This window comes from Streptomyces sp. NPDC050806 (genome assembly GCF_055586425.1).
Genome location: NZ_JBVJIF010000007.1, coordinates 80,928 through 100,659, shown reverse-complemented (window position 1 = coordinate 100,659; position 19,732 = coordinate 80,928). Strand labels below are relative to the sequence as shown.

Sequence of the window (19,732 nt, the reverse complement as noted above, 5' to 3'; positions counted from 1 at the left end):
ATGACAGGTGTCCCGTATCCGCATCCCACGCAGGCCGTGGTCCTGGCCGGCGGCCAGGGCTCGCGACTCCGCCCGTACACCGACGACCGGCCCAAGCCGATGGTCGAGATCCCGGGCACCGGGACCCCGATCATCGGCCATCAGCTCGCCTGGCTGGCGGCCGAGGGCGTCACCGACGCGGTCGTCTCCTGCGGCCACCTCGCCGAGGTCCTCCAGGACTGGCTGGCCGAGGCCGAACTCCCCCTGCGGGTCACCACCGTTGTGGAGACCGAACCGCTGGGCCGCGGTGGCGGGCTCAAGTACGCCGCCGCCTCTCTCCCCCGCCCGGGTCAGCCCTGGTACGCGACCAACGGGGACATCTGGACGCGCTTCTCCCTGCGCGAGATGGCGGACTTCCACCACGAACGCGGCGCGGACGCCACGCTGGCGCTGGCCCGGCCGCGGATCCCCTGGGGCGCCGTCGAGACCGACCCCTTCGGGCACGTACTGGATTTCATCGAGGCGCCGCCGTCGCCGTATCTGATCAACGCGGGTGTGTACGTCTTCTCCGCGGCTTTCACGGAGTTGCTGCCGGACCGTGGCGACCATGAGCGCACGACGTTCCCACGGCTTGCGCGCGAGCGCCGGCTGGCTGGTTTCCCGCTGCCGCAGGGCGCCTACTGGCGCGCGATCGACACGGCCAAGGACCTCACCGAGGCCGCGCAGGAACTCGCCCGGTACGGGCCCGGAGACGGGCACGGGCGTGGGCATGAGCGTGGCCGTGGACATGGGTGACGGACATGGACTCGGGCGCGACTGCGACTACGACTACGACTACGACTACGAGCGTGACCTGAGGAACGGGCAGGAGTAGCAGGGCGCGCCCTCCACCCCCGCGCACCTCGGAACCCATCCCCTCCCCACCCACACACCCCTCCGCCACCCGCCCCACAGCCCTTTCAGGCGGTGGAGGGGTGGCGGAGAGGGGACGGGCGGGGGAAGTGGCCCGGGGGCGGCTGGGTCAGCCCAGGAGGCCGCCCAGGGTGCCGCCGGAGGAGGAGCCTCCGGAGGAGCCGCCGCTGGAGGAGCCGCTCGGGGAGGAGCCACCGCCCGTCGTGCCGCCGCCGGTGCCGGCCGTGGAGGTCGGGGGCTGGGTGGCGGGGGCGGGGTCGGCCGGGACCGACTGCTGGGGCGGGCCGCTCGTCGTACGGCCCGGCTGGGCGCCCTGGGTGGCACCGGCCGTCTCCCTGGCCGCGCCCGGCTGCGAGGCCGACGGCGAGACCGAGGAGTCCGTACCACGGGAGGTGCCCGCCGTGGGGGACGCGCTGCCCTGGGTGGTGCCGCCCATGCGGCCGTTGCTCGTACGGTTCGGGGCCTCGCGCGGGGTGTGCAGCGAGCGGCCGGGCAGGGTGTTGGTCGGCGGCTCGCCCGGCTTGGGGACGGTCGGCCCGGAGGCGGAGCGTACGGCGCCGCCCAGGAGGGAGCCGATCAGCAGCGTCAGGCCGGCGACCACCGCGGTCATCACGGCGCCGCGGCGCAGCACCCGGCGCCGCAGGTCCCAGACCTCCACGCGGGGGCCGAGGTTGCGCCAGGCCTCGCCGGCCAGTCGCGCGTCCAGGGAGTACACGGGGGCGCCCGCGATGATCAGCGGGCTCCAGGCGGCGAGGTAGATGATGTCCGGCGCGTCGTACACAGGAACGTTGCGCCAGCTGACGGTCATCAGGAGGGCCGCCGAGAGCAGCGCGCCCATGGAGGCGGCGACCCGCTGCCAGAGGCCGCAGACGGTCAGTACGCCGACGACGACCTGGAGGAAGGCGACGGTGAGGCCGGCGCCCACCGGGTGCGCGAGCGCGAAGTCGCGGAGCGGGGTGGCGAGCGCCCAAGGGTGCAGCGACTCCAGCCACTTCACCATGGAGCCGCGCTCGCCGCCGTCGAAGTAGACGGGGTCGCAGAGCTTGCCCATGCCGGCGTAGACGGTGATGAAGCCGAGGAAGACGCGCAGGGGCAGCAGGACGACGCCGAGGTTCATCCGGCGGTCGGGGTAGAACGCCTGCTTGTCGCCGGCGAAGCGGCGGCCGTCGCCGTGGCGGGGCTCGAATTCGGCGTCGCTGCACGGGCCTTCGTCCCAGTCCGACCCGGGAGCGCCGGTGCCACCGGAGCCGCCGGACGCGGCGCCGTACGCACCGGCGTACGAGCCGTCGGCCCCACCGGCGTACGAGCCGGCCCGGGTGTCGGCGTGCGCCCCGTCGTGCCACGCGCCGCCCGCGCCCGCCGTGACGTACGCGCCGCTCTCGTCCGCGGCGTACGCACCGTCGGACCAGGTGTCGTCCGTGGGGCGGGAGTGCGGGAGCCGGGGCATCAGCTCGGTGTCGTCGGAGGCGCCGCGGGGCCCGATCACACCGGGCGACGGCGGCGGCGCGAAGGCGCCCGTCCCGTCCGGCCTGACCCGGGGCAGGACCTGGGTCGCGCCGGCGTCGTCGCTGCCGCCGCCCGCGCTGTTCCGCACGGCGTGCAGGAGCTGGGTGGTGGGCGCCGAGGTGTCGCCGGGCGTCGTACGGCCGCTCCAGACGACGGGCGCGCGCCTCCTGGCGGGGGCGGGTCCGGCAGCGGCGGTGCCGGACGCGGCGGCGGCCGTGGCACCCCGCGCGGCGCCCGCCGACGCGGGGGCCGCGAGCTGCACGCGGAAACTGGCGTGATTGACGATGACCTGCGCGGGGTCGCACGGCACCTTGACCGAGCTCAGTACCGGCTCGTCATCGAAGCCCGGCGAGCGTCCCCCCGTAGGCCTGCGGGGTGTTCTGGTGTCCACGCTCATCTAACCGAGTGACCAGCGTTTAAGACACTGCCTTGACCGCGTCGATCTGTCCGAGACCCGTCAAAACTTCCCGCGTTGCACGGAGGGTGATGTTCTGCCCCGGGTTGGCGGCATGGTTCGTACCGATATGCGGCGCGGCCGCTGCGCTTCGGGGCGACACGGCTGCCGCACTCGGGCAACGCGGCTGCCGCGCTTCGGGGCGGGACAGCTGCCGCGCTTCGAGGCGGGAAGGCCGCCGCACTTCGAAGCGGGACGGCCGCCGCGCTACGGGGCGGTAAGACCGCCGCCCCGATGCACGACAAGCGCACACGGGAGCGGCCCGAGGCCCGCCCCCGCGTTGCGCAGAGGCGTCACGCCCGGCGGCGCGCCGCCTCCCACAGCACCACGCCCGCCGCGACACCGGCGTTCAGCGACTCGGCGCCGCCCGGCATCGGGATGCGGACGCGCACGTCGCAGGTCTCGCCGACGAGGCGGGAGAGGCCCTTGCCCTCGCTGCCGACCACGATGACGACCGGGCCGTCCAGCACCTCAAGGTCCTGGAGCTCCATCTCGCCGTCGGCCGCGAGGCCCACGACCGTCATGCCCGCCTTCTGGTACGTCTCCAGCGCACGGGTGAGGTTGGTGGCGCGCGCGACGGGCGTGCGCGCCGCCGTACCTGCGGAGGTCTTCCACGCACCCGCCGTCATCCCGGCCGCGCGCCGCTCCGGTACGACCACGCCGTGGCCGCCGAACGCGGAGACGGAGCGGACGACCGCACCGAGGTTGCGCGGGTCGGTGACGCCGTCGAGGGCGACGATCAGCGGGTCCTCGCCGTTGTCGAACGCGGCCGCGGGGAGGTCCTCGGGGTGCGCGTAGTCGTACGGCGGGATCTGCAGGACCAGGCCCTGGTGGTTCAGGCCGTTGGTCATGCGGTCCAGCTCGGGGCGCGGCGCCTCCATGAGGTTCATGCCGCGGTCGGCGGCGAGCTGGAGCGCCTCGCGCACCCGCTCGTCGCTGTCGATGAACTGCTGGACGTACAGCGTCGTCGCGGGGATGTCCTCGCGCAGCGCCTCCACGACCGGGTTACGGCCGACGACCAGCTCCGACGTGCCCTTGGCGCCGCCGCGGCGCGGGGCCGGACGGCGGTGGGCCGACTGCTTGGCCTGGGCGTTGGCGATGCGGTTCTTCACATGTCCCTTGCGGGCGGACGCGGGCGGGGTGGGGCCCTTGCCCTCCAGGCCCCGGCGCCGCTGGCCGCCGCTGCCGACCTGCATGCCCTTCTTGTTGGACGTGCGGCGGTTCCTGCGCTGGCTGTTGCCGGCCATGGGTCACCTGTCTCTTACTGCTCTCGACGTCTCGCGACGTGGATGTGATGTCTGCTGCGTATGCGTATGAGTGTCGCCCGCGGAGCCCTGTGCGGGCTACCGGGACGGGACCGCGCCGCCCGCGCCCACGAGGGCGCGGGCGCTGCCGTCCGCTTCGCCGCCGTCCGTCACGACAGCGACCAGCGCGGCCCCGACGGGGTGTCCTCGATGGCGAGGCCGGACTGCTGGAGCTGGTCGCGGATCGCGTCGGCGGTGGCGTAGTCCTTGCGGGCGCGGGCCGCCTGGCGCTGGTCCAGGACCATGCGCACGAGGGAGTCGACGACGCCGTGCAGGTCCTCGCCGCGCTCCGAGGCGCCGCCGGACCACTGCTCGTCGAGCGGGTCCAGGCCCAGTACGCCGAGCATGGCCCGCACCTCGGCCAGTCGGGCGACGGCGGCTTCCTTGTCGTCGGCGGTCAGCGCGGAGTTGCCCTGCCGGACGGTCGTGTGCACGATCGCCAGCGCCTGCGGGACGCCGAGGTCGTCGTCCATCGCCTCGGCGAAGGCCAGCGGCACCTCGTCGGCGGGCTCGACCGGTCCCCCGGCCAGCTCCACGACGCGCTGCACGAAGCCCTCGATGCGCGCGAACGCGGACTCGGCCTCGCGCAGCGCTTCCTCGCTGTACTCGATCATCGAACGGTAGTGCGGCGTGCCAAGGTAGTAGCGCAGCACGATGGGGCGCCAGCGCTTGACCATCTCGGAGACGAGCACGGAATTGCCCAGGGACTTGGACATCTTCTCGCCGCTCATCGTGACCCAGGCGTTGTGCGCCCAGTACCGCGCGAACTCGTCGCCGTAGGCCTTGGCCTGCGCGATCTCGTTCTCGTGGTGGGGGAAGACCAGGTCGACGCCGCCGCCGTGGATGTCGAAGCGCTCACCCAGGTACTTGTGGGCCATGGCCGAGCACTCCAGGTGCCAGCCGGGCCGGCCGCGGCCCCAGGGGGTCTCCCAGCTGGGCTCCCCTTCCTTGGCCGCCTTCCACATCGCGAAGTCGCGCGGGTCCCGCTTGCCGGTCTCGCCCTCTCCGGACGGCTGCTTCAGCTTGTCCAGCTCCTGGCCGGACAGCTGGAGGTAGTCGGGGAAGGAGCGGACATCGAAGTAGACGTTGCCGTCGACGGCATAGGCGTGGCCGCGCTCGATCAGGCCGCGCATCATTTCGATCATCTCGGGGACGTGTCCGGTCGCGCGCGGCTCGTACGTCGGCCGCAGGCAGCCGAGGGTGTCGTACGCGGTGTTGAACGCGACCTCGTTCTCGTACCCGATCGACCACCACGGACGGCCCTGCTCGGCCGACTTCTTGATGATCTTGTCGTCGATGTCGGTGACGTTGCGCACGAACGTCACGTCGTAGCCGCGGTACTCGAACCAGCGGCGCATGATGTCGAAGTTCAGTCCCGACCGGATGTGCCCGATGTGCGGGGCGGCCTGCACGGTCGCGCCACACAGGTAGATCGAGACGCAGCCCGGCGTGAGCGGGGTGAAGTCACGGATCTGCCGGGCGCTGGTGTCGTACAGGCGAATGGTCACGCATCAAGGGTAGACGGAACGAGGCAGTGCCCCGCGACCCGATGGGCCACGAGGACACAGAAGCGTGACACGCGCGGGCGCCCTGTCACACTTCGCGACGATATGGGGCCTATGTGCGGTCCGGGGTGGGCCGATCCGTCGGTCCGGGGTGAGCCGGTCCGTACGACGAGGCGAGCCGATGGGTACGACCGGGCGCCGCGGGCGGGTACGGAGTGCGCCCGTCCGTCCATCCGCCCGCCCGGTCCCGTACCCCGCCAACACCCCTGCGAAGCACGGCATTCCCCCTCACTACCCGGTCCCTTACTACCCGGCCCCTCGCGACCCGGCTCCCGTCGGGCGGTGCGTTCAGCTCGCTCGGTACACCAGGGCCGTGGCGAGAGCGGCCAGGCCTTCGCCGCGGCCGGTGAGGCCGAGGCCGTCGGTGGTGGTGCCGGAGACCGCGACGGGGGCGCCGGCCGCGGCCGAGAGGGCCTTCTGGGCCTCCTCGCGGCGCTTGCCGACCTTCGGGCGTACGCCGATGACCTGTACGGCGATGTTGCCGATCTCGAAGCCCTCGGCGCGGACGATGCGGGCGGCCTCGGCGAGCAGGGTCACGCCGGAGGCCCCGGACCACTCGGGGCGGCTCGTACCGAAGTGCGCGCCGAGGTCGCCGATCCCGGCGGCGGAGAAGAGGGCGTCGCAGGCGGCGTGCGCGGCGACATCGCCGTCACTGTGCCCGGCGAGGCCGTAGCCGCCGCTGGCGGCCTCGTCCCACAGGAGACCGGCACACCACAGCTCACGCCCCTCTTCAAAGGCGTGTACGTCCGTCCCGATCCCCACCTGGGGCAACGCGACCATGAGATTTTCCTCCCTGCGAGTGAACATCGAACCGCGCGAGAACTCCGCCCCGCCCCCGCTCGTCGAACGGGTAGGGGACCCACCCCGCAGCCCCCGTATACGCCCCGCCCCCGCCCCAAACCCACGGGCGGCCGAAGCCGGGACCGAACCGCCGAACAGTCGAACAGCCGAACAGCCGAAAAAAGAAACCCGAGCCCCCCGAGGCGACCGCCGTCTCCGACAGCCGCCCCCTCGGACCGCCGCTCAGGCGCACCCGCCCCTCAGACACACCCGTCCGTCACGCGTACCCGTCCGTCACGCGCCGGCGGGCCAGTACGGCCTCGGCGAGTACGAGGTCCAGCGGGCGGGTGACCTTGAAGGCTTCCTCGTGGCCGGGCACGACCACGACCGGCGCGCCGAGCCGCTCGACCATGCCGGCGTCATCCGTCGCGCCCTCGCCGTCGAAGGTGACGGTCGTATGCGCCTTGACCAAGGTGTCCCGGTCGAAGCCCTGCGGGGTCTGCACGGCGCGCAGCCGGGCGCGCTCCGGGGTGCCGACGACCGGCTCGTTTCCGCCGTCGGGATCCGGCCGTACTTCCTTGACCGTGTCGGCTAGCGGCAGCGCCGGCACGACCGCGGGGGCGCCGCCCCGTACGGCGGCGATCACGCCGTCGACGGTGTCGACCGGCACGAGGGGCCGCGCGGCGTCGTGGACGAGGACCACGTCGACGTCGTCGGGCAGCGCCTTCAGGCCGAGGCTCACGGACTGCTGGCGGGTGTCGCCGCCGGGGACGACCAGCAGTTCCGTGCGTTCGGGGAAGGTGTGGCCGTCCAGCAGCGCGCGGACTTCGGGCGCGCCGTCGGGCGGCGCGACCACGACGACGAGCGAGACGGCGCGGGAAGCGGCCATGGCGCGTACGGCGTGGATGAGCATGGGCGTGCCGCCCAGCGCGCGCAGGGCCTTGGGGGCGCCGGGGCCGAGGCGTACGCCACGGCCGGCCGCGGGGATGACCGCCGCCGTGCGAAGTCGGCGGGAATCTTCAGACATCGGTTGCACTCCGTGAGCCGGGGGTCGCACCCCGAATTTCGAGCGGCAGGTTTGTTTACTCGGCCGAGGTGGGTATGGCCTCACCGTGCCGGGCGCGACGCCCCGACCGGACCCTTCCGTGACGACCGGTCGAGCCAGCTGCCCGGGCCCGGCACGTCAGTGCCCATCACATCGGCCGACAGGCTCGATGACCAGGCCGTTCGCGGTGGGTCATCGAGGCGGGTCGCAGACATCTTCAGACGTTGCCGGCAACGCAGTCGCCGACCACGCATGAGGCGTCGCTGACATCTTCGGATGCCGGTGATTGCCCATTGCCAGTGACCGCCGGTGGCAGCGGTGGGGTTCCCACCCCGGTCCCCCGGCTCCCGGCCTGCCCGGTCCTCGGCGTACAGCCGGATACGGGTACGTCCAGGTACGGCGGCTCGTCAGTAGCGTCAGATATGCCGCAGCGCCCGGCAACGGACCGCTTCCGTGGGAAGCAGTCGTCGCTCGGGCACCGCGGCATTTTCGTGCTGAGCCATTCTTCTGCTGAGCACCGCCGAGCACACCACTGTGGGCGATCACTGTGGATACCCAGCGGCGTGGGGACCCAGCAGCGTCCGGCGTCAGGACGCGAGGACCTCGTCGAGCAGAGCCTCGGCCTTGTCTTCGTTGGTGTTCTCCGCGAGAGCCAGCTCGCTCACCAGGATCTGGCGGGCCTTGGCGAGCATGCGCTTCTCACCTGCGGAGAGTCCGCGCTCACGCTCACGACGCCACAGGTCGCGAACTACTTCGGCGACCTTGATCACGTCACCGGAGGCGAGCTTTTCGAGATTTGCCTTGTAGCGACGGGACCAGTTCGTCGGTTCTTCGGCATATGGTGCGCGGAGCACCTCGAAGACCCGGTCGAGCCCGTCCTGGCCGACCACATCGCGCACACCGACGAACTCCGCATTGTCCGCTGGCACACGAACCGTCAGGTCGCCCTGAGCGACCTTCAGCACCAAGTAGGTCTTGTCCACGCCTTTGATCTGGCGAGTTTCGATGGCCTCGATCAGCGCGGCCCCGTGATGGGGATAGACCACGGTGTCGCCAACCTTGAACGTCATGTGACAGGTACCCCTTCCGTGGCTATCCATCCTAACACGGGAACGGTTGGTTCTGAATGGCGTTTTCGCAGGTCAGGGCGTATCTCGGGGCTTGACAACGATGGCCGTGACGTGCATCGGCCGCCTGCCGGAAGCAGGTATTCGCAGGTCGGAGGCGCTTCTTGAGCGCAGCGAAACACGTACGTCACAGCCCCGGAAGAGCCTGATCGAGAGGACGAACGTCCCGTTTTGCCGGGATCCGGATGGCGGGCTTCCAGTGCTCCGTTCGGTGTCTCACGATCACTCTCCCGATCAGTCCCGTCCGAATCGGAAATTGATCACGGCGTCACCCGGACGGGTGGGCCTGACATGATCAATTCGTGTGACGCGGCGCATTCCTTATGCCTTTGCCGCTATTCCTCCGACGGGCGCGGCGGATTCGCGCGCCACGGCGACTCGAACGGACGGCAGGTGAATTCTTCCGGCAGTTCCCGTGAGGACTTCGGCAATCCGGCAGCGCAACGGCCGGACTCCACACCGGGTTGGCACGGAGGAGGCATGAGGGAGGCATGAGGCAGGCCGCCGGAGAAGGTGATCCGGTGCGTTACGAGTGGCCGGTAGTGACCATGTGACCGGCGCGTGATCGCTCAGGGGCGGGTCGGGTGCGGCGCCGCAAGGGCGGCTCGGTAACCTAGCGGCGCTGACACACCCTTAGGGCGGCTTTACGTACGGCGCCGAAGCACGGCGTACGGAAGGGCCGCCCAGCCGTCCACCGCGACCGGGCATCACCGTTCGGCCGCCGAAGCTCGTCCTAGGAGATGCCGCCGCCGTGAGCCGCAGCCTTCGACGCGGCGCCCTCGCCGCCACCGTCCTCACGCTCTCGATCGCCTCGCTCTCCGCGTGCGCGGCCGGGAACGACGCCGCGACGCTGCAAGTCAAGCCGGACAACGCCGCCACCTCCGTCGGCGACATCAAGATCCAGAACGCCACTGTGATCACCCAGCCGAAGCCGGAGGCCAAGGGCCCGGCCGCCGTGTCCGCGACGCTGTTCAACGGCGGCGCGAAGGACCAGACGCTGGACTCCGTCACGCTCGACGGCAGCGGCACGCAGGCCGAGCTGAAGCCCGCCAAGGGCTCCGGCAAGATCACCGTGCCGGCCGGCGGCTCCGTCGTGATCGGCGGCAAGGGCAACGCCACCGCCGTGCTGGCCAGCGGCCGCGAGGCGGTCCAGGACGGCGACGCGCAGGGCGTGACCTTCGCGTTCAGCCGCACCGGCAAGGTGAAGCTGCGCGCGTTCGTCGTCCCGGCGAACAGCTACTTCAAGGAGTACGGCCCGAGCGAGGTCCCGCAGCCGGGCCAGTCCGGCGCCGCCACGCCGTCGGGCACCGGCTCGCCGTCCGAGTCGGCGTCCGGCAAGCCGTCGGAGTCGGGCAAGCCCTCCGACGCCGCCTCCGCCCCGGAGTCCGCGCACGCCGGCCACTGAGCCGTAGCGGCGCACTGAGCAGAGAGCCGTAGCGGCGCCCCTCGGCGCCCGCGGCCCGGCCGACGCCCGTCGCGCCCCCGCCGCCCCGCGGGAGCACGGCGGGCGTGGCTGTGCGTACGGCGTGTACGCACGGCGTGTACGCACGGCCGTCCGTACACGCCGTACGTACACCGGATACGCGTACGCGCTCATCGCTGTTCCGCCGCCCCCGTCGGGCAGTCGGCCCGCCCGGCAGTCGACCGCCGGCTCCGCCTCCCCCAACGCCACAAGCGCCCCACCCGGCTTCGGGGCGGAGCGCTGGAGCGACGCACGTACTCCTCGCGGGAACAGGCACGGGCGCAGGTACAGGCACAGGTACCACTGCAGGTACAGGCACCTGTCCTCGTGGCCTGTCCCAGTGATCGGCTTACGGCTCGAACTTGTACCCGAGGCCGCGGACCGTGACCAGGTAGCGCGGGGCGCCCGGGTCCGGCTCGATCTTGGCGCGCAGGCGCTTGACGTGGACGTCGAGGGTCTTGGTGTCGCCCACGTAGTCGGCGCCCCAGACCCGGTCGATCAGCTGCATACGGGTGAGGACCCGGCCGGCGTTGCGCAGCAGCATCTCCAGCAGGTCGAACTCCTTGAGCGGCAGGTCGACCTTGCCGCCGGAGACCGTGACGACGTGCCGGTCCACGTCCATGCGGACCGGGCCGGCCTCCAGGGCCTGCGGGGTGACCTCCTCCGGCTCACCGCGGCGGCGCAGGACCGCGCGGATGCGGGCGACCAGCTCCCGCGAGGAGAAGGGCTTGGTGACGTAGTCGTCGGCTCCTATTTCCAGGCCGACGACCTTGTCGATCTCGCTGTCCTTGGCGGTCACCATGATGACCGGGACGTTGGAGCGGCCGCGCAGCTGGCGGCAGACCTCGGTACCGGGCAGGCCGGGCAGCATCAGGTCGAGCAGGACCAGGTCGGCGCCGTTGCGCTCGAACTCGTCCAGTCCGTCGGGGCCGGTCGCGGCGATGGCGACCTCGAAGCCCTCCTTGCGGAGCATGTACGACAAAGCGTCGCTGAAGGACTCCTCATCCTCGACGACGAGCACTCGGGTCACGGAAGGACCTCCGGGGCAGGATAGGGCGCACGTAGCGCTTCCGGGGAAGTGTGGTGGTGGGTGACGGCCGGGCCGCTGTAGGTGTCGTACGGACCGTCCTCGCCATCGAGGTCGTCCGGGTCTGATCCGGCGGGGTCCCGGCGGGCCTCGCGGTCGCGGACCGCGCCGGCTTCCGGGAGCCGCAGGGTGAAGGTGGAGCCCTGTCCTTCGGCGCTCCATACCGTGACCTCCCCGCCGTGCGAGGCGGCCACGTGCTTGACGATGGCGAGACCGAGTCCGGTGCCGCCGGTGGCGCGGGAGCGCGCCGGGTCGACGCGGTAGAACCGCTCGAAGATCCGGTCCCGGTCCTTCTCGGAGATGCCGATGCCCTGGTCGGTGACGGCTATCTCGATCATCGTGCCGCCGGCCGCCGGGACGCGGCGGCCGGCTATCCCGACGCGGGTCCGGGCCGGGGAGTAGTTGACGGCGTTCTCGACGAGGTTGCCGAGGGCGCCGGCGAGCTGGCTTCTGTGGCCCCATACGTACAGGTCGGCCGTGCCGCCGACGGCCATGGTGATGGACTTGCTGCTGGCCTGCTGGCGGCAGCGGTCCATGGCCTCCTCGACCAGCTCGTCCACGTGGACGGGCTCGGCGTCCTCCAGGGGGTTGTCGTTCTGCACCCTGGAGAGGTCGATCAGCTCCTGGACGAGGCTGGTCAGGCGGGTGGCCTCGGCCTGCATGCGGCCGGCGAAGCGGGTCACCGCCTCGGGGTCGTCGCTCGCGTCCATCACGGCCTCGGAGAGCAGCGAGAGCGCGCCGACCGGCGTCTTGAGCTCATGGCTGACGTTGGCCACGAAGTCGCGGCGGACCGCCTCTATGCGGCGCGCCTCGGTGAGGTCCTCGACCAGCAGCAGTACGAGCCGGGAGCCGAGCGGGGCGACCCGCGCGGAGACGGCGAGGGCGTCGCCGCGGCCGGTGCCGCGGCGCGGCAGGTCCAGCTCGACCTGGCGTATCTCGCCGTCCCTGCGGGTGTCGCGGGCCATCTGCAGCATCGGGTCGACGGCGAGTTTTCCGCCACGTACGAGCCCGAGGGCGTACGCGGCCGAGCTGGCCTTGACGACGCCGTCGGCCTCGTCGAGGACGACGGCCGAGGACCGCAGTACCGACAGGACGGTGTCGACGCCGGGCGGCAGGACGGCGTCGGTGTGCAGGGACGAACGGGTGGGTTTGGCCTGGTCCCGTTCGCTCCAGCGAAACGCCAGCATGGCGATCACGCCGGTACAGCATCCGGCGATCGCTGCCACTGCGGCGATGGCCGCGTCCACGTTCATGAGTCCAGGTTATGCGCCGGTTGTGACAGTTCCACAGCCATCCGAGGGTCACCTCGAACACCCGTTGCCGAGAGTTCACCTTCACGTCGGTACTGGTTCACTCCGGATGGGCGAACCGGTCGCATCCGGGCTCGAACGTGGGAGCGTGGGGATCGTAGACCCACGCCACCAGGGGCGCAGCCCACGCTACGACGCAGGGCACGCCCCGGAGGTCGGCGGGCATCGCAGGCCCACACCGAACGACTCGATGCGAGAGAAGGTCACTGATGCGGGACGCGTACCACGAGGAGCTTGACTCGATCGGCGAAGGCCTGGTCGAGATGGCCAGGCTTGTCGGCTCCGCGATCGGGCGCGCCACCACGGCGATACTCGACGCGGACCTGAAGCTGGCGGAGAACGTGATCGCCGGCGACGAGAAGGTCGATGATCTGCAGCGGGATCTGGAGGCGCGGGCCATAGCCCTGCTGGCGCGCCAGCAGCCGGTCGCCACCGACCTGCGGATAGTCGTCACGTCGCTGCGGATGAGCGCGGACCTGGAGCGGTCCGGTGACCTGGCGCAGCACGTCGCGAAGCTGGCGCGGCTGCGGTTCCCGGAGTCGGCGGTGCCCCGGGACCTGCACGCCACCATCCTGGAGATGGGGCAGCTGGCGCAGCGCCTGATGGCGAAGGCCGGTGAGGTCATCATCACGAAGGACGTCGACCTGGCGCTCCAGCTGGAGCAGGACGACGACGCGATGGACCTGCTGCACCGCACGCTGTTCCAGCACCTGATGGACGACCGCTGGAAGCACGGCATCGAGACGGCGGTGGATGTCACGCTGCTGGGCCGTTACTACGAGCGGTTCGCCGATCACGCGGTGTCGGTCGCCAAGCGCGTGGTCTACCTGGTCACGGGCGAGCACGCGGACGAGATCGCGCCGCACGCGGCGGTCGAGGGCGCCTGAGCGCTCCGCGGGCGGGGCGCGCGGAGGCTCCGCGCGCCCCGATCCGTGCGGCCGCGCGCCGTTGGTGTGCCTCCCCGGGTGGGTAAGGGAGGGAAAGAACCTCCCTTATGGCTGCCAACCAGGAGGCACTTCATGACCCAGTCTGTTTCCAGCACCCCCGCGCCCGAAACGGCCAACGGCTGCTCGTGCGGCCCCGGCTGCACCTGCGGCTGCCAGTCGGGCGGCCCCTGCCAGTGCGGCGGCGGCTGCGGCTGACCCACCCGCAACGGCCCGAGCCCCCCGCCCGCGAAGAATCGCGAGCGGGGGGCTCGTCGTTGCGCAGACGCAGGGGGCTTACTTCTTCTTGCCCTGGTTCTTCACTGCCTCGATGGCGGCCTTGGCGGCTTCCGGGTCGAGGTAGGTGCCGCCCGGGTTGAGGGGCTTGAAGTCGGCGTCGAGCTCGTAGGAGAGCGGGATGCCGGTGGGGATGTTCAGGCCCGCAATGTCGGCGTCGGAGATGCCGTCCAGGTGCTTGACCAGGGCGCGGAGGCTGTTGCCGTGGGCGGCGACCAGGACGGTGCGGCCGGTGAGGAGGTCGGGGACGATGCCGTCGAACCAGTACGGGAGCATGCGGACGACGACGTCCTTGAGGCACTCCGTCTGCGGGCGCAGCTCGGGCGGGAGCGTGGCGTAGCGCGGGTCGGAGAACTGGGAGTACTCCGCGTCGCGGTCCAGCGCGGGCGGCGGGGTGTCGTACGAGCGGCGCCAGAGCATGAACTGCTCCTCGCCGAACTCGGCGAGGGTCTGGGCCTTGTCCTTGCCCTGGAGGGCGCCGTAGTGGCGCTCGTTCAGGCGCCAGCTGCGGTGGACCGGGATCCAGTGGCGGTCGGCGGCCTCCAGGGCCAGCTGCGCGGTGCGGATGGCGCGCTTCTGGAGGGAGGTGTGCACGACGTCGGGGAGCAGGCCGGCGTCCTTGAGCAGCTCACCGCCGCGGACCGCCTCCTTCTCGCCCTTCTCGTTCAGGTTGACGTCCACCCAGCCGGTGAACAGGTTCTTCGCGTTCCACTCGCTCTCGCCGTGGCGGAGGAGGATGAGCTTGTACGGTGCGTCGGCCATGCCTTTGAGCGTAATCGAAAACGGGGGCTGCTCCGGCAGGGGCCCGGCCCGTGGACGCGGGGCCGCTCGTCTGTGAGAGGGCAGTGTCGTTTGACGGTTCGTGTTAATTCAATGGCGGACTGTGACCTGCGTATGTAGTTTCCCCTTGGCGGGTGTGCCACTTACATCGCCGCCTGCATCGCTGCTTTGGGGGAGACAGGGTGAGACGGGTCGTCGTCGCAAGTGTGGCCGGGTTGCCACGGCAGTTCTGGTGGCTGTGGACGAGCACGCTGATCAACCGGCTGGGGGCGTTCGTCGCCACCTTCCTGGCGCTGTACCTCACGGTCGAGCGCGGGTACTCGGCCTCGTACGCGGGGCTGGTCGGCGCGCTGTACGGATTGGGCGGGGTCGTGTCGTCGGTGGTCGCCGGGGTGGCGACCGACCGGCTCGGGCGGCGGCCGACGATGCTGGTCGCCCAGCTGACGACCGCGGGCTCGGTGGCACTGCTGGGCTTCATGACCGACCCGGTGGCCATCGCGGCGGTGGCCTGCGTGGTGGGCATGGCGAGCAACGGCTCGCGGCCCGCGCTGCAGGCGATGATGGCGGACATCGTCGCGCCCGAGGACCGGGTACGGGCCTTCGCGCTCAACTACTGGGCGCTGAACATGGGCTTCGCGATCTCCTCGTCGCTGGCCGGGCTGCTCGCCCAGCACGGCTATCTGCTGCTCTTCCTCGGCGAGTCCGTGCTCGTGCTGGCCTGCGCGATCGTGGTCTTCGTGAAGCTGCCCGAGTCCCGGCCGGTGGCAGGGACGGTGGAAGGCGGTGCGGCGGAGGGGCCCGTACCCCGTGTGTCGATGACGACCGTGGTGCGGGACGGGCGGTTCATGACCGTCGTCGGGCTGAACCTGATGCTGGCGCTGCTCTTCCAGCAGGCGTACGTGTCGCTGCCGGTGACGATGGGGCTGGCGGGGTTCACCAGCTCCGACTTCGGGCTGGTGATCGCCACCAACGGCGTGCTGATCGTGCTGTTGCAGATCCCGGTGACCCGGTTCATCGAACACCGCAGCCCGGCGGCGCTGCTGATCGGCTCGGCGCTGCTGACCGGCTACGGGTTCGGGCTGACGGCGTTCGCCGGTTCGGTGGCGCTGTTCGCGGTGGCCGTCGCCGTCTGGACGCTCGGCGAGATCATCAACTCGCCCACCCAGATGGGGCTGGTGGTGCGCCTCTCCCCCACCCACGGCCGCGGCCGGTACCAGGGCATGTACGCGCTGTCCTGGTCGGTGGCGTCGCTGGCGGCCCCACTGCTCGGCGGGACCGTCATCGACCGGTACGGCCCGGGGGCGCTGTGGGCCGGCTGCGCGGTGATCGGCACGGTGGCCGCGTGCGGTTACGGGCTGCTGCTGCGGCGGATGAACGCCGAGGAGCGCGCACGGGCCGCGGCCGAGGGGACCACGGCCCCGGCCCCGGACCCCGTCACGGACGCAGTTCCCGCCCCCGTCACGGACGCAGCCGCCGCTGTGCCTCGTACAGATTCCGTGGCCTGACCGCGCCGGGGCGGCCGTAGTCCGTCAGCCTGCTGTGCAGGTCGCCCGTGAAGTCCGGCTTGTCGATCTGGCCGAACTCGCGGACCGTGGAGATACCCGCGGTGACGCTGTACGGGGCCAGGCCGTCGATCTTCACCATGCCGGCCCGCCCGTTGGTGACGCGGATGTTCCAGTGGGTGAAGCGGGCCCCGAAGAGGGGACCGGCGCGCAGGTCGCCGCCGTGCTCGCCGTTGTTGTTCACGACGATCTCGGTACGGACGTTGGCGAACGGCATGCCGCGGTGGGAGTCGAACGTGCCCATTTCCATCCGGCCACGGGACCAGACGTTGTAGCTGGACAGGTTCTCGACGTTGATGCCGTGCAGGATGGTGCCGGGCGGGGCGGGTACGGTGCGCTGCTCGATCACGAAGTCCTCGAAGAGGTTGTCGTGCGCGCCCTCGCGGCAGTAGTAGGGGTGGTGGGAACCGCGGCCCGCGACACGGGTGTTGCTGACCGTGCAGGAGGACGAGGCGGTCAGCCCGATGCCGTTGTCGACGTGGCGCGCGACGACGTCCCGTACCCAGCAGTCGTAAGCGCACTGCAGGAGGACGCCGTTGTAGCCCTTGTCGTGCAGGTGCGGGGACTGCGGCGTCTCGACCGCCTCGATCGTCAGGCCCTCGACCCCGGCGCCGGTGAGCGCAGGGACGTGGGTGGTGAGCCGCGGGTCCCACTCCGGACGTACGTCGAGGGGCAGCGGGCGCTCGAAGGTCACCTCGCGCCCCTTGATACGGACGATGCGTACGGGCCACTCGTACGGGACGAAGCTGTTGAGTTTGGCCCTGCCTTCCCAGGTGTACGCCGCGGGCCCCGGCCCGCCGCCCGCCATGTGCTGGAGGAGGGTGTGGTCCCGGTCGTCGGCCAGCCGGAGGAGGACGAGGGCGCCGGGGCGCAGGCGTGAGGTGTCGGCGACCGTCACCGACCAGTCGCCGCGGCGGGCGGGGCGTACGGCGGTGAGCGTGCGCCACTCGTCGCGCCGGTTGCCCGTCCAGCCCTCGAACGGCCAGTCCTTCTTCCTGATCGCCGCGACGAGCGATTCGTAACGGGCCGTGGGGCAGAGCCAGATGATGCCGCCGGTCCAGGACCAGGCGGACTTGTCGCCGCCGTACCGGCTGCCGTACGGGCCGATCAGCTCGGTGAGGTGCTTGGTGGCCAGCAGCTTCGTACGGCCGCTGCCGGCGCCGCGCAGCACCACGTCGTCGCGGCCGATGCGGATCACGTCGTCGATGCGGAAGGTGCCGGGCGGGAGCGTGACGGTGCCTCCGCCGCGGCGGCCCGCGGCTTCGAGGGCGCGGTTGAGGGCGGCGGCGGAGTCCTTGCTGCCGTCCGGGGTGGCGCCGTGGTCGCGTACGGCGTCGATCACCGGTCCCGCACCGGCGGCCCGTGGGCCGCGCCTGCTGCCTGCCCGGCCGACGTACGGGATCTGCGGATGCCTGAAGGGGCGTGCCGTGTATTCGTCCCAGAGCGCCGTGCGACGGCCGGCCGCCGAGGCCGGGAGAGCGGGCAGCGCCGCGGCCGCCGCCACGGCCGTCGCGCTGCCCAGCAGGGTGCGCCTGCTGATGTCCATGGGCCGCCCTTCATGCAGGTGAAGAGGTGCATGGGAAGGAGGCCGCGAGCATGGCACGGGCCCGCCGCGCGGCGGAAGGGCTGGAAACGGGCGCGGCGAGATGGGCCGGAAAGCGCTACTTGCCCCGGCCGGTCAGGTGGGCGAACGCCTCCAGGTTGCGGGTGGACTCGCCGCGCGAGACCCGCCACTCGTACTCCTTGCGGATCGCCGAGGCGAAGCCCATCTCCAGCAGGGTGTTGAAGGAGCCGTCGGCGTTCTCCAGGACCGTGCCGAGGATTCGGTCCAGTTCGTCGGGGGTGACGGCCGCCAGCGGCAGCTTGCCGGCGAGGTAGATGTCGCCGAGGCTGTCGATGGCGTAACTCACGCCGTACAGACGGGTGTTGCGCTCCAGCAGCCAGCGGTGCACCGCTTCGTGGTTCTCGTCAGGGCGGCGGACGACGAACGCGTTGACCGACAGGGAGTGCCGGCCGACCAGCAGCGAGCAGGTGGTGGAGAGCTTGCGGGTGCCGGGCAGCTTGACGACGTAGCTGCCCTCCGCCGGCGACTCCCACTCCAGCCCGGCGTCGTTCAGCGTCTCCTCGACGATCCGCCGCGCGTCCGCGGCCCTGCTGTCCTCAGCCATGCAGTGATCGTAGGCGACGGCGCCGCTCCTGCAACGCGGCGGTGTACACGTCGGCGGTGGCCCCGGCCGCGGTGTCCCAGCCGAAGGACTCGGCGTGCCGGGCGGCCGCCGCGCCCATCCGCAGCGTGAGCGAGGGGTCGTCGGCGAAGCGGCGCAGCGCGCGGGCGTAGTCCGCCGGGTCGTGCCCGTCGATCAGGAAGCCGCTGACGCCGTCCTTCACGGCGACCGGCAGGCCGCCCACCGACGCGGCGATCACCGGGGTGCCGCACGCCTCGGCCTCGATGGCCACCAGCCCGAAGGACTCGCTGTACGAGGGCATGACCAGTACGCTGGCCGCCCGGTACCAGTCCGCGAGCTGGTCCTGGCCGACCGGCGGCCGGAACCGCACCACGTCGGCGATGCCCAGCCGGGCGGCGAGCTTCTGCAGCCCCTCCGGCTTGGCCAGGCCGCTGCCGCTCGGCCCGCCGACGACGGGGACGACGATCCGCGAGCGCAGCGCGGGCTCCTGGTCCAGCAGCACCGCGACGGCGCGCAGCAGGATGTCCGGGGCCTTCAGGGGCTGGATCCGGCCGGCGAAGAGCGGGATCAGCGCGTCCTGGGGCAGGTCGAGGCGGCTGCGTGCCGCGGCCCGCTCGTCGGCGACGTCACTGCCCGTCACCCCGCTCGCCGGGCGGAAGCGGTCGAGGTTGACGCCCGGGTGCACGACGGCGACCCGGTCCGGCTCGGCCTCGTAGTGCCGGACCAGCTCGCCGGCCTCCTCGGCGGTGTTGGCGATCAGGCGGTCCGAGGCGCGCACGATCTGCGTCTCGCCGATGACGCGCGCGGCCGGCTCGGGGGTGTCCCCCTCCGCCAGCGCGGCGTTCTTGACCTTCGCCATCGTGTGCATGGCGTGCACCAGCGGGACGCCCCAGCGCTCGGCGGCGAGCCAGCCGACGTGGCCGGAGAGCCAGTAGTGGGAGTGGACCAGGTCGTAGTAGCCGGGGCGGTGGCCGGCCCAGGCCTGCATGACGCCGTGCGTGAAGGCACACAGCTGGGCGGGCAGGTCCTCCTTGTTCAGCCCCTCGTACGGGCCCGCGTCCACGTGGCGTACGAGGACGCCGGGGGCCAGCTCGACGGCGGGCGGCAGGGTGCCGGTGGTGGCCCGGGTGAATATCTCGACCTCGATGTTGAGCGAGGCGAGCTTCCTGGCCAGCTCGACGATGTAGACGTTCATGCCGCCCGCGTCGCCCGTGCCGGGCTGGTGCAGCGGGGAGGTGTGCACGCTCAGCATCGCCACTCGGCGCGGCTTGCGGGAGCCGCCCAGCCGCAGCCTGGCCGGGCCGGTGAACTGGCTCTGGGGACGGCCGCGGAGCCGGGACACGTATTGGCTCACTGCGAGCTACCTCCCAAAATCCGGCACAATTCCGGCGTAAAAACGCCTCTCAACCGCCCAACAACGGAGTCGGCCGAGCCATTTCCCGCCAGGCGCCCG

17 protein-coding genes are annotated in these 19,732 nt (G+C 71.7%); 5 read left to right on the top strand and 12 right to left on the bottom strand.

The annotated features are described in order from the left end of the window. Positions 1-774 carry a nucleotidyltransferase family protein gene (locus tag ACZ6WH_RS22565; RefSeq protein WP_469730082.1) on the top strand — a complete coding sequence of 258 codons (774 nt, stop codon included), beginning with the start codon at positions 1-3 and terminating at the stop codon, positions 772-774. Between the two features lie 226 nt (positions 775-1,000). Here the strand turns inward: ACZ6WH_RS22565 and ACZ6WH_RS22560 are convergent, their stop codons facing one another. The 6 genes from ACZ6WH_RS22560 to ACZ6WH_RS22535 all read right to left on the bottom strand — a co-directional run bounded on the left by ACZ6WH_RS22560 (position 1,001) and on the right by ACZ6WH_RS22535 (position 8,615). Next, positions 1,001-2,788, bottom strand: coding sequence for a DoxX family protein (locus tag ACZ6WH_RS22560; RefSeq protein WP_469730649.1), 1,788 nt, complete (start codon positions 2,786-2,788; stop codon positions 1,001-1,003). A 356-nt stretch (positions 2,789-3,144) separates the two neighbouring features. Continuing rightward, positions 3,145-4,098: a 23S rRNA (guanosine(2251)-2'-O)-methyltransferase RlmB gene (gene rlmB / locus ACZ6WH_RS22555; RefSeq protein WP_361559076.1), complete on the bottom strand. Its 954-nt coding sequence runs from the start codon at positions 4,096-4,098 to the stop codon at positions 3,145-3,147. Between the two features lie 167 nt (positions 4,099-4,265). Next, positions 4,266-5,663, bottom strand: a complete 1,398-nt coding sequence (cysS, locus tag ACZ6WH_RS22550; RefSeq protein ID WP_469730081.1) for a cysteine--tRNA ligase — start codon at positions 5,661-5,663, stop codon at positions 4,266-4,268. A 345-nt stretch (positions 5,664-6,008) separates the two neighbouring features. After that, a complete protein-coding gene (gene ispF / locus ACZ6WH_RS22545) occupies positions 6,009-6,500 on the bottom strand; it encodes a 2-C-methyl-D-erythritol 2,4-cyclodiphosphate synthase (RefSeq protein WP_399714254.1) in 492 nt (163 codons plus the stop codon). Positions 6,501-6,777: 277 nt separating this feature from the next. Continuing rightward, a complete protein-coding gene (ispD, locus tag ACZ6WH_RS22540) occupies positions 6,778-7,527 on the bottom strand; it encodes a 2-C-methyl-D-erythritol 4-phosphate cytidylyltransferase (RefSeq protein WP_361559067.1) in 750 nt (249 codons plus the stop codon). A 605-nt stretch (positions 7,528-8,132) separates the two neighbouring features. Beyond that, complete coding sequence (locus ACZ6WH_RS22535) at positions 8,133-8,615, bottom strand: CarD family transcriptional regulator (RefSeq protein ID WP_003953493.1); 483 nt, start codon at positions 8,613-8,615, stop codon at positions 8,133-8,135. An 808-nt stretch (positions 8,616-9,423) separates the two neighbouring features. Between ACZ6WH_RS22535 and ACZ6WH_RS22530 the strand changes: the two genes are divergently transcribed. After that, on the top strand, positions 9,424-10,077 hold the full coding sequence (locus tag ACZ6WH_RS22530) for a copper chaperone PCu(A)C domain-containing protein (protein ID WP_469730080.1): 654 nt from the start codon (positions 9,424-9,426) through the stop codon (positions 10,075-10,077). A 406-nt stretch (positions 10,078-10,483) separates the two neighbouring features. Here the strand turns inward: ACZ6WH_RS22530 and phoP are convergent, their stop codons facing one another. Together phoP and phoR are read right to left on the bottom strand one after the other, a co-directional pair. Further along, on the bottom strand, positions 10,484-11,155 hold the full coding sequence (gene phoP, locus ACZ6WH_RS22525) for a two-component system response regulator PhoP (RefSeq protein WP_465270440.1): 672 nt from the start codon (positions 11,153-11,155) through the stop codon (positions 10,484-10,486). A 5-nt stretch (positions 11,156-11,160) separates the two neighbouring features. Then, complete coding sequence (phoR, locus tag ACZ6WH_RS22520) at positions 11,161-12,474, bottom strand: two-component system sensor histidine kinase PhoR (protein ID WP_469730079.1); 1,314 nt, start codon at positions 12,472-12,474, stop codon at positions 11,161-11,163. A 266-nt stretch (positions 12,475-12,740) separates the two neighbouring features. On the opposite strand from phoR, the gene phoU reads away from it, so the two are divergent. After that, on the top strand, positions 12,741-13,418 hold the full coding sequence (gene phoU, locus ACZ6WH_RS22515; protein WP_469730078.1) for a phosphate signaling complex protein PhoU: 678 nt from the start codon (positions 12,741-12,743) through the stop codon (positions 13,416-13,418). Between the two features lie 132 nt (positions 13,419-13,550). After that, positions 13,551-13,673, top strand: coding sequence for a hypothetical protein (locus ACZ6WH_RS22510; RefSeq protein WP_469730077.1), 123 nt, complete (start codon positions 13,551-13,553; stop codon positions 13,671-13,673). A gap of 78 nt (positions 13,674-13,751) precedes the next feature. Here ACZ6WH_RS22510 and ACZ6WH_RS22505 read toward each other — a convergent pair whose 3' ends face one another. Next, positions 13,752-14,513, bottom strand: coding sequence for a phosphoglyceromutase (locus tag ACZ6WH_RS22505; protein ID WP_030254751.1), 762 nt, complete (start codon positions 14,511-14,513; stop codon positions 13,752-13,754). A gap of 200 nt (positions 14,514-14,713) precedes the next feature. Between ACZ6WH_RS22505 and ACZ6WH_RS22500 the strand changes: the two genes are divergently transcribed. Continuing rightward, on the top strand, positions 14,714-16,036 hold the full coding sequence (locus tag ACZ6WH_RS22500) for an MDR family MFS transporter (RefSeq protein WP_469730076.1): 1,323 nt from the start codon (positions 14,714-14,716) through the stop codon (positions 16,034-16,036). Here ACZ6WH_RS22500 and ACZ6WH_RS22495 read toward each other — a convergent pair. The 3 genes from ACZ6WH_RS22495 to mshA form a co-directional block, all read right to left on the bottom strand. Next, on the bottom strand, positions 15,990-17,639 hold the full coding sequence (locus ACZ6WH_RS22495) for a glycosyl hydrolase family 28-related protein (RefSeq protein WP_469730075.1): 1,650 nt from the start codon (positions 17,637-17,639) through the stop codon (positions 15,990-15,992). The genes ACZ6WH_RS22500 and ACZ6WH_RS22495 overlap by 47 nt on opposite strands. 115 nt (positions 17,640-17,754) lie before the next feature. Beyond that, complete coding sequence (locus ACZ6WH_RS22490; protein ID WP_469730074.1) at positions 17,755-18,261, bottom strand: type III secretion system chaperone family protein; 507 nt, start codon at positions 18,259-18,261, stop codon at positions 17,755-17,757. Further along, the gene (gene mshA, locus ACZ6WH_RS22485) at positions 18,254-19,633 is read right to left on the bottom strand and encodes a D-inositol-3-phosphate glycosyltransferase (protein WP_469730073.1); all 1,380 of its coding nucleotides are present in this window, start codon (positions 19,631-19,633) and stop codon (positions 18,254-18,256) included. Before mshA ends, ACZ6WH_RS22490 begins: the two co-directional genes overlap by 8 nt. Positions 19,634-19,732: the final 99 nt, after the last annotated feature.